The following is a 13,078-nucleotide window of genomic DNA, read 5'->3' as shown; positions in this document are numbered from 1 at the left end:
CCGCCATGTCAACGCCACGTCCAGGTCCTGCGCACCGAGAGGAGAGCACACCAGTGTCCTCTCAGCGCATCCTCAATTCCCGCTATGAACTTGGCGAGTTGATCGGTCGTGGCGGCATGGCGGACGTTTACAGGGGAACCGACACCATGCTGGGGCGGACCATCGCCGTGAAGGTTCTGCGCGCTGACCTCGCACGCGATCCCCAATTCCAGGCCCGCTTTAAACGTGAGGCCCAGGCTGTCGCTGCGTTGAACCACCCTTCCATTGTGGCCATCTTCGACACCGGTGAATACTCGGTGCCGGGAGGGCCCGGCGAGGACGTACGTGTTCCTTACATCGTCATGGAGTATGTGGCCGGACGTACCCTGCGGGACATGATCAAGGCCAACGAGCTTGGTGTGAAGGACTCTGTCGGCTTCACTCTGGGAGTCCTCGGTGCGCTCGAATACAGCCACCGTGCGGGCATCGTCCACCGCGATATCAAGCCGGCCAATGTGATGGTGTGTGCCGATACCGGTGACGTAAAGGTCATGGACTTCGGCATCGCGCGTGCCATGGCCGATTCTGCCGCCACTATGACCCAGACACAGGCCGTGGTGGGAACTGCCCAATATCTTTCGCCGGAGCAAGCCCGGGGTGAAACGGTGGATGCCCGCAGCGACCTCTACTCAGCCGGTTGCCTGCTGTTCGAGCTGCTGACCAGCCGGCCCCCGTTCATCGGTGACAGCCCCGTATCGGTGGCCTACCAGCACGTCCGTGAAACGCCGGACCTGCCCAGCGCCCACAACCCGGAAGTCTCCGAGGCACTTGATTCCGTCTTGGTAAAGGCGCTGCAGAAGAGCCGCACGGACCGATTTCAGGATGCGGCAGCCTTCCGCCGTGCCCTGCGTGCAGCCAGCAACGGCATCCCAGTACCCGCAGTGGCAGCCAGCGAGGCTCCCACCGACCCCAACGACCTCGTGGAACCGGAAGACCCGGCAACAGAGCTTTTGAGCACTACGGCCGTGGGCTTCCTCGATGCCGAGCAGTTCAAAGACGAACCTGTTGAACAGCCCCAGGAAGAACCTCTTCCCTTGGGCCTCCCACCGGAACGTGAACTGCCCGCGGGCCAGAAGTCCCGGCGTCGTGCCTGGGTCGCCACGTTGGTGATCTTCACGATCCTGATATTGGCCGGCGGCGGATTTTGGCTCTACAGCCTCATGAACATGCAACCGCCGCTCCCTGCGAAAATCGCAGTGCCGGCAGTAACCAACATGTCCGAAAGCCAAGCACTCCAGGAACTGTATTCAGCCAAACTGAAGCCCAAGTCAGTTCGTGAGCCCAGCGACACCGTGGCCAAGGACATGACAATCGGGACGTCGCCGATTGCTGGCGCCATGTTGGAACAAGATGCTGAAGTCATCCTGAAAATCTCCAGCGGCCCCAGCTCAGTGACCATCCCGGCGGACATCGTGGGGCGCACTGAACCGGACGCACGGGAAGCTTTGCGGAGGCTTGGCATCACCGGTGAAGTCGTGACCGCTTTGACCCACAGCCCCACTGTCCCCGCGGGCGTGGTGATCGGCACGGCTCCCGCACCGGGCGGCGCGATCGCTGTGGAATCCAAAGTGGAGCTGCAGGTTTCCACCGGCAAGGTCCTCATGCCCCAGCTGATCGCGTTGCCAGTAGCTGAAGCGGAGGCCGCGCTGACGGCCAACGGCCTGACGATCTCGATTGTGGAGCAGGAAAACTCGCAAGTTGTGCCGGGTACAGTCACGGCTCAGAGCGATGCCTTCAATACTGAGGTGGCTCAGGGCAAGGTGGTAACTGTCACGGTAGCCAAGGCCCCGGCTCCACCGCCCACACCCACTCCTACCCCGACTCCCACGGAGACCGAGAAGCCGACGCCGACACCGAAGCCCACGCCAACCAAGAAGTAGGGGCGCGGACGTCAGCCGCGTCCGCCGACCTCCGCGTGCTCGCTCGTTCCTCGCTTAGACGCACGCTTCCGGTCACCGGCCCGCGACAGACGGTCTTTGGGTCTGCTTACTGTTTGATCAGTGGGCTCAGCTTCGAGGCTCGTTCGGCCGCGCCGGTCATGCCGAGAGACTCCAGCCAGTTGCCCAGCATCTGATATCCGCCCTCGGTGAGTACCGATTCCGGGTGGAATTGTACGCCGCAGAGGGGTGCGGTCTTGTGCTGCAGACCCATCACCACTCCGTTGGTGGTCTCGGCGGTGATTTCCAGAACGTCCGGGATGGAGTCCCGGACGGCTGCGAGGGAGTGGTAGCGCGTTGCCGTGACTGGTGACGGGAGACCGGCAAAGACGCTCTTGCCTTCGTGCTGGACGGGTGAGGTTTTGCCGTGCATGAGTTCCGGTGCGTGAGTGACTACTCCGCCATAAGCCTCCGCTAGTGCCTGATGTCCCAGGCAGACCCCAAACATGGGCTTGGCGGCCTCGCCACACCACTTGATGAGTTCTATGCAGACGCCTGCTTCGGCGGGCGTACCCGGACCGGGGGAGACCAGGACGCCGTCGCGGCTTGCTGCGAGTTCTGTTGCCTCGGCAAGCGTCACGTCGTCGTTGCGGACAACTGTTGTCTCGGCCCCAAGTTCCTGGAGGTACCCCACCAGTGTGTAAACGAAGCTGTCGTAGTTATCCACTACAAGAATTTTTGTTGTGCTCATGGTTGCTGCACTAAACCAATCGTTGAGTCGGTCAGAGTGGTGAATTGAGAAAACCACGGGAAGAGGAACTGGACCATCAGCACCAAGGCGACGCCTACCAGTACCAGGGATGTCAGGATCCGTATCCACAGGGGTCCCGGCAGGTTACGGAAGATCCACGCGTACATTCGTTACCCCTTTCCGTGTGCCCGGGCTACTTGCGCGGCGATTTCCGACGGCGGCCCGGCTGAGGCAGGTTGCCAACTATCCAGCATTGAGTAAGCGATGATTCGTTCCTGTGCACCAAACCGCGGGTTGCAACTCGTCATGGTGAGGATACTTTCCGTGGGCTGGACTCCCGCTTTGGTGGGAACGGGCATCAAGACGTCAGCGCGGTCCGGGAGGACGATCTGGTTGTTGCGGAACACGTAGGTGTAATAGCCGTCTGCTGTCTGGATGTAGATCTTGTCCCCGGGAACCAGGGTGTGGATGTTGTCCAGTACAGCGCCGTGGGTTTGACGGTGGCCGGCTACCGCGAAGTTACCCGGGGCGCCAGGCATGCTGGTGGTTCCGTAATGTCCCAGTCCCAACGTGTCCAGAACGTCCGAGCCGGTGCCTTCGATAATGGGGCGTGTGTAGTCCTGGCCGAAACGGGGAATGTACATGATCCCGATCATTCCCGCGTAGGCGGGTGCCGGAGTAACCACCGGAGGTCCGTAGTCCACGGGGGCGGCAGGTGCGACGGGAGTTACGGGCCCGGTGAATTCCTGGGCGAAGCTCTTGACCGCTTCGGTCTGCTTGGCATCCGCTTCTACGTTGGTCCACCACAGCTCCCAGCCCACAAATAGGAGCAGGACGATGCCTGCCGTGATGAGCAGTTCGCCCAGGATCTGGCTGATTTTGCGGATGACGTCTGAGGCGCGAATTCGCTGACGCGGGCGCAGTTCCTTCCCTTGGCGGGCGGACGGCATGGCTGATGCCGCCGTCTGCTGCTGATGCGCCACAGGGTCTCCTTGCATAGGGCGCGGGCGGCACAGGCGGACCCCCGGTTGCGGCTAGACTTGACAGCTAGAACCAACCCGGAACGCCGTGTGGCCGTTAACCGCTGGAAATTTCCTTCCTGCAGGATATCAAGGCTGGCGCAATCGGGTATTAACCGAACAGCCAGGAGGATCCGTGCCCGAGTCCAAGCCCCGCAAGCGGCCTGCCCGTCAGGCCCAGCAGACTTCCGCAGCACAGCAGTACAAGCCCAACCCGGTTTGGTACAAGGCTGTGATGTTCGGCCTGATGATCGTCGGCCTGATCTGGATCATCACTTTCTACATCACTGAGGGTCAGTTCCCCATCCGCGAGTGGGCCTCGTGGAACATCGTGGCAGGCTTCGGGATTGCAATCGTGGGCTTCCTCATGACCACGCGCTGGCGCTCCTAGGAATTCACCACCTCACATTTCGGTGCCCGTGAACGTCTACAAGATATGAGCAGTCGGCACACCACCTTGGATTCCCCGCTGGGACCGTTAACGTTGACTGCCCGCGGGGAATTTTTGACGGGCATCTTCTACGAGGGCCACTGGCATATGCCCCCGGCCGATTACTTCGGAGAACCCACCGGGATTGACGATCCCGTGTTCACACAGACCCGGACCGAACTCACCGAGTACTTGGATGGTCATCGGACGGCGTTCGATGTCCCCTTCGAAGCGCTGGGGAACCCCTTCCAAGAGAAGGTCTGGAACAGGCTGCAACATATTCCTTTCGGGGAAACCGTCAGCTATGGAGAGTTGGCCGCGGAGTTGGGGGATCCCCACCTGGCCCAGGCGGTCGGCTCGGCCGTCGGACGCAATCCCATCAGCATCCTCATTCCCTGCCATCGCGTCGTAGGGCGCCACGGCCAACTCACCGGGTACGCAGGTGGGCTTCGAAACAAGCGCTTCCTTTTGGAACTGGAAGAGCCGGCAGAAGTGCGGGGAGGCAAGCTCTTCTGATGAAGCCCGGGCAGATGGTCAACAAAAAGCCGTTCGAAGCCGTGGTCCGCGAACAGGGCCCCACAGTGCTTCGGGTGTGCCGTGCAATTCTCGGCGTGCACGACGCCGATGATGCGTGGTCAGATACCTTCCTGGCAGCCCTGCAGGCGTACCCGGCCCTCCCTTCGGAAGCGAACGTTGAAGCCTGGCTGGTCACCATCGCGCACCGGAAATGCATAGACCATGTGCGGGCCGGAACCCGCCGCGCCCTGCCGGTTGACCATCCACCGGAACAATCTTCCAGTCTTGGCATTCCTGGTGATGGTCATGAGGAACTGCTCGACGCCCTAGCGGGCCTCCCCCCGAAGCAGCGCCAGGCCGTGGCCTACCACTACCTTGGAGGCCTTCCCTATAAAGATGTTGCTGCCCTGTTGGGGGGCACCGCCGAGGCTGCCCGTCGCGCCGGTGCCGACGGCGTGAAATCTCTCCGCTCTGCTCTCACCATCCACCAGTCGCTGGCTCACACATCCTCGAAAGGTGATATCTGATGACCCTTGAACTCAGCCCCGATCACGCCGAGGTTATTTCGCTCCTACACCCCTTGGACGCCGGGCTCGAACCGGCCATCGCCAGCCTCCATGCCCGCCTTGCACGCGACGCTCAGCTCACCCATACCTTGGACATCGCGTACAGAATTGTGGATTCCCCTCTGGGAAAACTTCTCTTGGCTGCTACGGATCGTGGGATAGTCCGCGTCGCTTTCGAGCTGGAAGACCACGACGCCGTTCTGCAGTTGCTGGCAAACACGGTGAGTCCCCGGATTCTTCAGGCTCCGGCACGTCTGGATGACGCCGCTCGGGAACTCGACGAGTACTTCAAGGGCACCAGGACCGAGTTCGGTCTCACGCTGGACTTCCGGTTGTCCCGCGGTTTCCGTCTCAACGTCCTGCGCCACCTGCCTCGGATCCCTTACGGCAGCACAGCCAGCTACGCCCAGGTGGCCCAGGCAGCCGGCAGTCCAAATGCGGTCCGCGCGGTGGGAACAGCTTGTGCCACCAACCCTTTGCCCCTCATTGTGCCGTGCCACCGGGTAGTAAAGTCGGACGGCAATTTTGGCGGTTACCTCGGCGGAAGCGAGGCCAAACGCGCACTGCTCCGCCTTGAGGCGGCCGCATGAGCGAGGACGCGCTGTTTCCGCTGGAGCTTGTACAGCCGGAAACTCACGACGCCGGTCCCCGCCTGATTGCGCCCGGTGCCGTACACATGCCTGGCTGGCTCACCCTTGAGCAGCAACGATGGATTGTGGCGCGCTTTGGCGAATGGACCCACGGGCCGGTTCCCCTGCGTGCAGCAACTCTTCCGGGCGGACACCAAATGTCGGTGCGGACCGTGTGCCTTGGTTGGCACTGGCAGCCTTACCGCTATACACGGGAAGCCACTGACGTTAACGGCCGTCCCGTGCTTGATTTTCCGGACTGGATGGTGCGCTTGGGTCGGAAGGCAGTGGAAGCGGCCTACGCCTCCGGCGTTGAAAACGACAAAGCCCTGAGCGCGTTGGCCACCGATTACACGCCCGACGCCGCGCTGGTGAACTTTTACGACGACGGCGCCGCCATGGGAATGCACCAAGACAAGGACGAGCGCTCCAACGCACCTGTAGTCTCGCTGAGCATCGGAGAGACGTGCCTCTTCCGGTTTGGCAATACGCAGACCCGGACCAAGCCATACACAGACGTTGAACTTCGCTCCGGAGACCTCTTCGTCTTTGGAGGACCGTCCAGGTTCGCTTATCACGGCATCCCCAGAGTCTTGCCGGGAACGTCACCGGACGGTTGCGGACTCTCAGGGGGCCGGATCAACATCACCATGCGAGTCACGGGATTATCGTGATGCCGGCGTCCATCCCTAAGAATGTCCGAGGCACCGGGCAGAATATTCCAGGAAGCTGAATTACCTGTCTGGTTCTTGAACGGCCGGGCACCAGAGGAGCATGCGTGACCCCGGATACTGGTATCACCGTTGGTGAGGACGGCCTGGCGCGTCCGTTGTGGGCATCCTCAGATCCCCTGATGCAGGCTTACTACGATCACGAGTGGGGAATGCCGGTCCGCGATGAGCAGGGCATGTATGAGCGCATCAGCCTCGAAGCGTTCCAAGCTGGTTTGTCCTGGGCCACCATTCTCCGGAAACGGGATGCCTTCAGGCGAGCATTCCTGGATTTCCACCCGGAGAGTGTCGCGGCGTTCACCGACGCCGACGAAGAGCGGCTCATGCTCGACGCCGGAATTGTGCGCAACCGACTAAAGATCAAAGCCGCCATCACTAACGCCAAGGCCACCATTGCCTTGCGCGAAGAGGGCGGTCTGGTGGACTTCGTCTGGTCGTTCCAGCCCCGCACCACTCCAATGCCCACCACCATGGCGGACATACCTACATGCTCCCCGGAATCCGTCGCGTTATCCAAAGCGCTGAGGAAGAAGGGGTTCGCTTTCGTGGGACCCACCACCATGTATGCCCTCATGGAAGCTGTAGGCATTATTGACACCCATCTGATGGACAGCCACCGCCGCGGAACCTCAGGGGTTTGGGCCTAACTGCCTGATTGCCTGCCAAGGGGTCGGTTAGTCCACAGATCTTGTCCACAGAAGTGTGTAACTTTATCCACAGGGGTGGATAAAGTCTGTGGACATCCATGTACTCGGGGTCGAAACCGGTGCCAGTCCGCTGATTTCGGTGAGCAGCTCGAGCGAAACCACTTATACCCACTGTGCACTGGGCTGTGGATTAGCCCTACAAGCTTCATCCGAAGTTCAGAGTTTCAGCATTGCCGGATTTGCCAAAGCCCTCTTTCGGACGTTTTCGAGCAGGCCGCCAACCCCTTGGCTCCTCGCCGCTCGTCACGGTTAGCACCGGGAAGTTACCCACTTAACAACAACCCCCTACCCACAAGTTATCCACAGCTGGGGAAAAGGTTGTGGGTTTCGACGGTGGGATCCCCGGTTTGCAGGGTATTTGGAGCTCTTCTGACCCATGAACTACAGAGATGTAAGTTATTAACACTGTTGATAACGCTGTTGATACTTGACTCTCCACAGCGTCATTAACAGGATTGTCCACAGCCGCTGCTGAAGTCGCCTCTTTGTCCACATTTCCGCACCCGTAGGGGACAAAGTTATCCACAGGTGTGGAGAAACCCATACCTTTCGGGGGATATCTTCCGTTTTGACGAGCCGTAGGACGGTTAAGGGAAGTAACTACACCCATGTAAGTTACACACAGTGTGGATAACAGCTGTGGATAAGCGTCGGGAGTACGGTGGTGCCATGAAGATCGACTTCAAGAAGCTGATCCCCAGCTACAGCGCCAAGCACGGCCAATTCGTAGTGGTGACGGTTCCTGTCATGCAGTACCTGATGATCGACGGTCACGGGGACCCCAACACAGCCCAGTCCTACAAAGACGCGCTGACAACGCTGTACCCGGTTGCCTACGCCTTGAAGTTCCTCAGTAAGCGCGAGCTGGGCCACGACTACACAGTGATGCCGCTGGAGGCGCTGTGGTGGTCGGATGACATGGAGTCATTCACCAGTTCCAGGAACAAGTCACGCTGGGACTGGACGGTCCTCAACATGGTCCCCGAATGGGTCACCCAGGAGCATCTGGAAATGGTGCGGGAGACAGTCGCCAAGAAGGGGGACGGCCCGGTACTGGTGGCACTTCGCCTGGAGCCCCTTCATGAGGGTTTAAGCGTGCAGACACTACACGTGGGTCCTTATGACGAAGAGGGACCGGTACTTGAGGAGATGCACAACAAGTTCATTCCGGAGCAGTCAATGGAAATGACAGGGAGGCACCACGAGATTTACCTCAGTGATCCGCGGCGCACCGCACCGGAGAAGCTCAAGACAATCCTTCGTCAGCCGGTCAGGAATGTCGGTGACGCAGGTTAGCCTGCAGAGACACGGAACCAGGTGACTACGGCCAACAGGCCGGCTACCAGCGCCAACCCACCGGCTTGTAGCAACGCCTGGTTCTTGCCCCGCGGAGCATATGCAATTGCGGCGGCAGCCAAGCCGCCGGTGATCAGGCCACCGAGGTGCGCCTGCCAGGCAATGCTGGGGACAAAGAATCCGATGGCACCGTTGATGGCGATCAAAACCCAAAGTTGCTTGGTCTCTCCACCCCGATGACGCTGCACAACAAGCATGGCGCCAAAGAGACCGAAGATCGCGCCGGAAGCACCCACCACGCCCACCAAGGGCCGATCCGGGGTGAGTAGCAGGAAGCCCACTGAGCCACCGACTGCGGAAATCAGGTAGACAGCGAGAAACCGGATTCGCCCGAGCAAAGGCTCAAGGGCTTGTCCGAAGATCCAGAGGGTGTACATGTTCAGGACGATATGGAGCAAGAAGCCTGTGGAATGCAGGAAGGCGGACGTTAGCATCCGCCACGGTTCGTTCTCCGCGAAAACGTTAGCGAACGCGAAGTTTTGGAAGACCGCGTCCCCTGGCACGACCCACTGGAGAACGTAAACCAGTGCGCACAGACCAATAATCACGAACGTCACCAAGGGCCGGCCCACTGCCAAGGCTCCGCCGTACGGCGAACGGTATGTCGGCGTCGTACGTTTTTGTTCGTTGACGCAGTCAATACATTGGAATCCGACGGCGGCCGCCCGCTGGCACTCGGGGCACGCAGGGCGCCCACAGCGCTGGCACCGCACATAGGAGGGCCTGTCCGGGTGCCTGGGGCACACCGGAATATCAGCGGACGGCTCTGCCGACGGAATTCCGTAACTCATGAGCTCTGGTTCAGCGTGTGACTAGAGCTGTTCGATGTCGATGCTGTTGATGACAACGTCCTCAACCGGGCGGTCACCCATGCCGGTGCGGACGGACTCGATTGCATCCACTACCTTGCGGGATTCCTCATCCGTCACTTCGCCGAAGATGCTGTGCTTGCCGAACAGCCAATCGGTGTTCACGGTGGTGATGAAGAACTGTGACCCGTTGGTGCCCTTGCCCATCTGGATGCCGGCGTTGGCCATAGCAAGCTTGTAGGGAGCGTTGAAGGTCAGTTCAGGGTGGATTTCGTCGTCGAACTGGTAGCCCGGGCCGCCCACGCCGCGTCCCAGGGGATCGCCGGCCTGGATCATGAAGTCCTTGATGATCCGGTGGAAGATGGTGCCGTCGTAAAGCGGTGTGCCGGTCTTGTCTTCGCCGGTTTCCGGGTGGTTCCAGGACTTTTCGCCCGTGGCCAGGCCAACGAAGTTGGCGACCGTCTTGGGAGCGTGGTTGCCGAAGAGGTCAACCTTGATGTCGCCGAGGCTCGTGTGGATGGTTGCTTTTGCGGTTGCGATGGTCATGGCCCCATTCTTCCATGCAGGGTCAACGCGCGTCCGGCTGTAAAGCCGGTTCCGCGCTCGGTGAAATCATGGACGAACTCGGACAGAGGAATAGCCGGTGTTCCACAAGCGACGTAGGCTAGCAACAAACGAGCATGTGTATCGGGAGGTAGTTGTGAAGAAATCAGACCGTATTGCCCGCGAACTCGAACAATCAGTAACGGCCGGTGTGGATAACGCACGCGACTGGGCTGCACCGCGTGTGGAAGCAGCCGTCAATTGGGCTGTTCCGCGTATCCAGCACGGCATTGATACCGCTTCCCCCAAGATCCAAGAGGGGCTGAAGTCCGCTGCGCACAACCTCGCCGACGGCGTTGCAGTTGTTACGCCGCGGATTCAGGATGGATTGGCGCACCTCGCGCCGAAAATCCATGACGTAGTAGAGGACGCAACACCCAGGATCCAGGAGACGCTCAACAGAGCCACTCCGGCGCTCGGCATTGCACGGGACAAAGTGGTGGACGAGTACCTCCCCAAGCTCTCCGAGCAGTTGGGACAGGCCTCGGTAGCCGTTCACCACGTCCTCGAAAATGCCCCCGCGCAGGTGGATGCCGTGGCGCAGAGGTTGGTTGATTCCGGCGTTGTCCACAGCGTCCAGGAGCAGGCCCAGGCCACCGGCAAGCAGATCAAAGCTGCGACGGATCAGGCGAGCAAGGCGGTTTCCACTGCGCTGGTCAAGGAACAGCCCAAGCCTAAGAAGCGCGGATGGTTGATCGTCACGGTGATTGCTGCCGCCGCCGCTGCAGGTGTTGCTGCCTGGAAGGCCTCCAAGCCGGTCGAGGATCCGTGGAAGACGCCTTCTCCGGTGACACCGACACCCGCTCCTGTTCCGGCAGCTGCTTCCACTACTGCTCCGACCGAGGCCTCCGTGTCCGCTCCGGCAGCAGCATTTGCTGAGCCCAAAGCTACGGACATCACGCCGGAGGAAGCCGCAGCTGAGGCCGAGCAGGCTACCAAGGATGCCTTCAAGAACGTTGAGGACTCCACGGAAAAGGTTGCCACGGACGCCAAGACTGCCGTCAAGAACATTGCGGCGAGCCTGCACAAGGACACCGATGGCAAGGAATCCGATGCCAAGGGTGCACAGAACTAACCCCTGACTCCAAGCCCACAACACGGGCTTGAAAAGTTGGAAATCTGAAGGGATCCCGGCCATTGCCGGGATCCCTTCGGTGTTTGCCGGCTTGTAACCAAAGCCTCCATCGGCCACAAGGCCCCGAGTGTTAGATTTGAGGTGATGTCAGCCGATAGACCCCTTGCGGGTTCCCTCCAGGATGCTCCGGAACCTCCCGGCGTATCCATCGTCATCCCGGCGTACAACGAGGAAAGCGTCATTCGTCAGTGCCTCATCGCCGCCATCTACCAGTCAGTTCCCGCCGAAGAGATCATCGTTGTGGACAATCTGTCCACGGACCGCACTGCCAGGATCGTGCGCCAGATGCAGCAGGAATACCCTGAAAGCCCCATCATCCTCATGCAGCAGGAGACGGCGCAGGGTCTGATCCCCACACGCAACCACGGGCTGAACAACGCCACAGGGGATGTGGTGGGCCGCATCGACGCCGATTCAGTCCTTGAACCGGATTGGGTGGAACAGGTCCAAAAAGCCTTCATGGATCTCTCCGTAGCGGCGGCCACAGGCCCGGTGGTCTACTACGACATGCCCATGCGCCGGTTCGGGCTCAAGGCGGACGACAAAATGCGCCAGCTCATGCTCCGCCTGGCCAAGCACCAGTACCATTTCCTCTTCGGCTCAAATATGGCTCTTCGCCGCTCGGCATGGGAAACCATCCGTGATGAAGCGTGCCTGGACCCGAAAGACGAGATGCACGAGGACATCGATCTTTCACTGCACCTGTTCGAGCACGACCTCAAAGTGCAGTACCTTCCCCAGATGGTGTCGGGGATGTCTGCGCGGCGGCTTGAGGACTCGCCCAGGGACTATCGGTATTACGTCCAGCGTTTCGATCGCACGTACAAGGCCCACAACGTCAAGAAGATGGCTTTGAAGGCACCTATGGTGGTGTTCTTCTCGGTCTACTTCCCCGCAAAGTTGCTCCGCGCCATCCACACGGCCAACTCTGCGCAAGGCGCCCGCCGCGGCGGTGTCTAAGCGCCCGACGGCGGCACCCTAGTCTGTGCCCAGTTCGGCTTCGCGTCGGTCTGCTTCGGGCCGTCGGTGCCGCTGGCCGCCCACAACTACGGCCAGTCCCACAAGGATCAGCGCCAACCCCGCATACGTCCCGGCGGGCAAGGTTTCACTCAGGAAAACCGCTGCCAGAATCGCAGCACCTGGAATTTCCAGCAGGATGATCATGGACACCAGCAACGGGCTCATCGTGGCCAGCAAGTGGTTGAACGCCGTGTGCCCCACCAGCTGCGCGCAAACGGTGATGGCAATAATGCCGAGCCAACCACCGGCGTCGAACCCTGAGAGCGGCTGAGCGCTGAACAAAGCCAGGACGGCCACAATCGCGGCACACATGCCGTAGCAGAGCGTGGTGTAGGTCCCCGTTCCCATGGATTGCCTCGCCTTGCCTCCGGCCAACGTGTAGAGGCCGGCCAAGGCGCCGCCGGCGAGTGCCAGGAGGTCGCCCAGGAGCGCTTCCGGGGATGAACCCATGTCGAAGCCGGTGATAGCCACGACGCCGCCGAAAGCGATTCCCAGCCCCACAAGAACCGGCCACCTATGCCGGGTACCCCTGAACAACTGAAACACCGCGATCCAGCCTGACTGCAGGCATACCAACGCAGTAGCCGCAGCCACTGACGTCAGCTGAAGTGCGGTGATGAAGCAAGCGAAGTGGAAGGCCAGCGCCACTGCGGCCACAGCAGACCAGCCAAACTCACGTCGTGAGATCCTCCCGAACGCTTTAGGTTCACGAATGATGACGGGTCCCGCCATGACCACCGCACCGATCGCATTGCGCCAGAACGCGATGGCCAAAGCGGTCACCGACGTGGCACCTAGCGTGCCGGCGATGAGCGGTCCGGAGGAAGCTACACCCAGGACACCGAGCGCAGCAATGAGAAGGGTCACGGATCCACCCTAGTGTGGTGAAG

The 13,078-nt window shown here is 60.7% G+C and carries 16 protein-coding genes; 10 read left to right on the top strand and 6 right to left on the bottom strand.

Annotated features, from left to right (window positions below; translation table 11 throughout):
- Nucleotides 1-5 precede the first annotated feature (5 nt).
- A complete protein-coding gene (gene pknB, locus J7I86_RS14395) occupies nt 6-1,919 on the top strand; it encodes a Stk1 family PASTA domain-containing Ser/Thr kinase (protein ID WP_214820873.1) in 1,914 nt (637 codons plus the stop codon).
- Nucleotides 1,920-2,025: 106 nt separating this feature from the next.
- Here pknB and J7I86_RS14390 read toward each other — a convergent pair whose 3' ends face one another.
- The 3 genes from J7I86_RS14390 to J7I86_RS14380 are packed head-to-tail and all read right to left on the bottom strand — an operon-like array spanning nt 2,026 to nt 3,665.
- Nucleotides 2,026-2,667 (bottom strand): aminodeoxychorismate/anthranilate synthase component II, encoded by a 642-nt coding sequence (locus J7I86_RS14390; RefSeq protein WP_214820871.1) that lies wholly within the window; start codon nt 2,665-2,667, stop codon nt 2,026-2,028.
- Nucleotides 2,664-2,834: a hypothetical protein gene (locus J7I86_RS14385; protein WP_214820869.1), complete on the bottom strand. Its 171-nt coding sequence runs from the start codon at nt 2,832-2,834 to the stop codon at nt 2,664-2,666. Before J7I86_RS14385 ends, J7I86_RS14390 begins: the two co-directional genes overlap by 4 nt.
- A 3-nt stretch (nt 2,835-2,837) precedes the next feature.
- Complete coding sequence (locus J7I86_RS14380) at nt 2,838-3,665, bottom strand: class E sortase (protein WP_214820867.1); 828 nt, start codon at nt 3,663-3,665, stop codon at nt 2,838-2,840.
- A gap of 157 nt (nt 3,666-3,822) precedes the next feature.
- On the opposite strand from J7I86_RS14380, the gene J7I86_RS14375 reads away from it, so the two are divergent.
- The 7 genes from J7I86_RS14375 to J7I86_RS14345 all read left to right on the top strand — a co-directional run bounded on the left by J7I86_RS14375 (nt 3,823) and on the right by J7I86_RS14345 (nt 8,561).
- On the top strand, nt 3,823-4,077 hold the full coding sequence (locus tag J7I86_RS14375; protein ID WP_214820865.1) for a cell division protein CrgA: 255 nt from the start codon (nt 3,823-3,825) through the stop codon (nt 4,075-4,077).
- A gap of 45 nt (nt 4,078-4,122) precedes the next feature.
- Nucleotides 4,123-4,632, top strand: coding sequence for a methylated-DNA--[protein]-cysteine S-methyltransferase (locus J7I86_RS14370; RefSeq protein WP_214820863.1), 510 nt, complete (start codon nt 4,123-4,125; stop codon nt 4,630-4,632).
- Entirely contained in the window at nt 4,632-5,159 is a 528-nt protein-coding gene (locus J7I86_RS14365; protein ID WP_214820862.1) for an RNA polymerase sigma factor, read from the top strand. Before J7I86_RS14370 ends, J7I86_RS14365 begins: the two co-directional genes overlap by 1 nt.
- On the top strand, nt 5,159-5,788 hold the full coding sequence (locus tag J7I86_RS14360) for a methylated-DNA--[protein]-cysteine S-methyltransferase (protein WP_214820861.1): 630 nt from the start codon (nt 5,159-5,161) through the stop codon (nt 5,786-5,788). The genes J7I86_RS14365 and J7I86_RS14360 overlap by 1 nt, the downstream gene beginning before the upstream one ends.
- Nucleotides 5,785-6,501, top strand: coding sequence for an alpha-ketoglutarate-dependent dioxygenase AlkB (locus J7I86_RS14355; RefSeq protein ID WP_214820860.1), 717 nt, complete (start codon nt 5,785-5,787; stop codon nt 6,499-6,501). Before J7I86_RS14360 ends, J7I86_RS14355 begins: the two co-directional genes overlap by 4 nt.
- A 104-nt stretch (nt 6,502-6,605) precedes the next feature.
- Complete coding sequence (locus J7I86_RS14350; protein WP_214820859.1) at nt 6,606-7,205, top strand: DNA-3-methyladenine glycosylase I; 600 nt, start codon at nt 6,606-6,608, stop codon at nt 7,203-7,205.
- A 729-nt stretch (nt 7,206-7,934) separates the two neighbouring features.
- Entirely contained in the window at nt 7,935-8,561 is a 627-nt protein-coding gene (locus J7I86_RS14345) for a GyrI-like domain-containing protein (protein WP_214821072.1), read from the top strand.
- On the opposite strand, the gene J7I86_RS14340 is transcribed toward J7I86_RS14345, so the two are convergent.
- Together J7I86_RS14340 and J7I86_RS14335 are read right to left on the bottom strand one after the other, a co-directional pair.
- Nucleotides 8,558-9,412 (bottom strand): rhomboid family intramembrane serine protease, encoded by an 855-nt coding sequence (locus J7I86_RS14340; protein ID WP_214820858.1) that lies wholly within the window; start codon nt 9,410-9,412, stop codon nt 8,558-8,560. The two genes, J7I86_RS14345 and J7I86_RS14340, sit on opposite strands and share 4 nt — an antisense overlap.
- Nucleotides 9,413-9,433: 21 nt before the next feature.
- Nucleotides 9,434-9,976, bottom strand: a complete 543-nt coding sequence (locus J7I86_RS14335; protein WP_024818858.1) for a peptidylprolyl isomerase — start codon at nt 9,974-9,976, stop codon at nt 9,434-9,436.
- Nucleotides 9,977-10,130: 154 nt separating this feature from the next.
- Here J7I86_RS14335 and J7I86_RS14330 point away from each other — a divergent pair, with 154 nt between their 5' ends.
- Both J7I86_RS14330 and J7I86_RS14325 read left to right on the top strand, forming a co-directional pair.
- On the top strand, nt 10,131-11,108 hold the full coding sequence (locus tag J7I86_RS14330; RefSeq protein WP_214820856.1) for a hypothetical protein: 978 nt from the start codon (nt 10,131-10,133) through the stop codon (nt 11,106-11,108).
- 144 nt (nt 11,109-11,252) lie between these two features.
- Nucleotides 11,253-12,128 carry a glycosyltransferase family 2 protein gene (locus J7I86_RS14325; protein WP_214820854.1) on the top strand — a complete coding sequence of 292 codons (876 nt, stop codon included), beginning with the start codon at nt 11,253-11,255 and terminating at the stop codon, nt 12,126-12,128.
- Between the two features lie 18 nt (nt 12,129-12,146).
- Here J7I86_RS14325 and J7I86_RS14320 read toward each other — a convergent pair whose 3' ends face one another.
- On the bottom strand, nt 12,147-13,055 hold the full coding sequence (locus tag J7I86_RS14320) for a DMT family transporter (RefSeq protein ID WP_214820852.1): 909 nt from the start codon (nt 13,053-13,055) through the stop codon (nt 12,147-12,149).
- Nucleotides 13,056-13,078 lie beyond the last annotated feature (23 nt).

The organism is Arthrobacter sp. ISL-95, assembly GCF_018613695.1.
GTDB lineage: Bacteria > Actinomycetota > Actinomycetes > Actinomycetales > Micrococcaceae > Arthrobacter.
This window is presented reverse-complemented; position numbering and strand designations above follow the sequence as displayed.

Excerpts from the sequence above, each read along its gene's own strand:
- J7I86_RS14335 (WP_024818858.1), bottom strand. The coding sequence starts at position 9,976 with ATGACCATCGCAACCGCAAAAGCAACCATCCACACGAGCCTCGGCGAC.
- J7I86_RS14390 (WP_214820871.1), bottom strand. The coding sequence starts at position 2,667 with ATGAGCACAACAAAAATTCTTGTAGTGGATAACTACGACAGCTTCGTT.
- J7I86_RS14365 (WP_214820862.1), top strand. The coding sequence starts at position 4,632 with ATGAAGCCCGGGCAGATGGTCAACAAAAAGCCGTTCGAAGCCGTGGTC.
- J7I86_RS14355 (WP_214820860.1), top strand. The coding sequence starts at position 5,785 with ATGAGCGAGGACGCGCTGTTTCCGCTGGAGCTTGTACAGCCGGAAACT.
- J7I86_RS14360 (WP_214820861.1), top strand. The coding sequence starts at position 5,159 with ATGACCCTTGAACTCAGCCCCGATCACGCCGAGGTTATTTCGCTCCTA.
- J7I86_RS14340 (WP_214820858.1), bottom strand. The coding sequence starts at position 9,412 with ATGAGTTACGGAATTCCGTCGGCAGAGCCGTCCGCTGATATTCCGGTG.
- J7I86_RS14380 (WP_214820867.1), bottom strand. The coding sequence starts at position 3,665 with ATGCAAGGAGACCCTGTGGCGCATCAGCAGCAGACGGCGGCATCAGCC.
- J7I86_RS14385 (WP_214820869.1), bottom strand. The coding sequence starts at position 2,834 with ATGTACGCGTGGATCTTCCGTAACCTGCCGGGACCCCTGTGGATACGG.
- J7I86_RS14370 (WP_214820863.1), top strand. The coding sequence starts at position 4,123 with ATGAGCAGTCGGCACACCACCTTGGATTCCCCGCTGGGACCGTTAACG.
- pknB (WP_214820873.1), top strand. The coding sequence starts at position 6 with ATGTCAACGCCACGTCCAGGTCCTGCGCACCGAGAGGAGAGCACACCA.
- J7I86_RS14325 (WP_214820854.1), top strand. The coding sequence starts at position 11,253 with ATGTCAGCCGATAGACCCCTTGCGGGTTCCCTCCAGGATGCTCCGGAA.
- J7I86_RS14345 (WP_214821072.1), top strand. The coding sequence starts at position 7,935 with ATGAAGATCGACTTCAAGAAGCTGATCCCCAGCTACAGCGCCAAGCAC.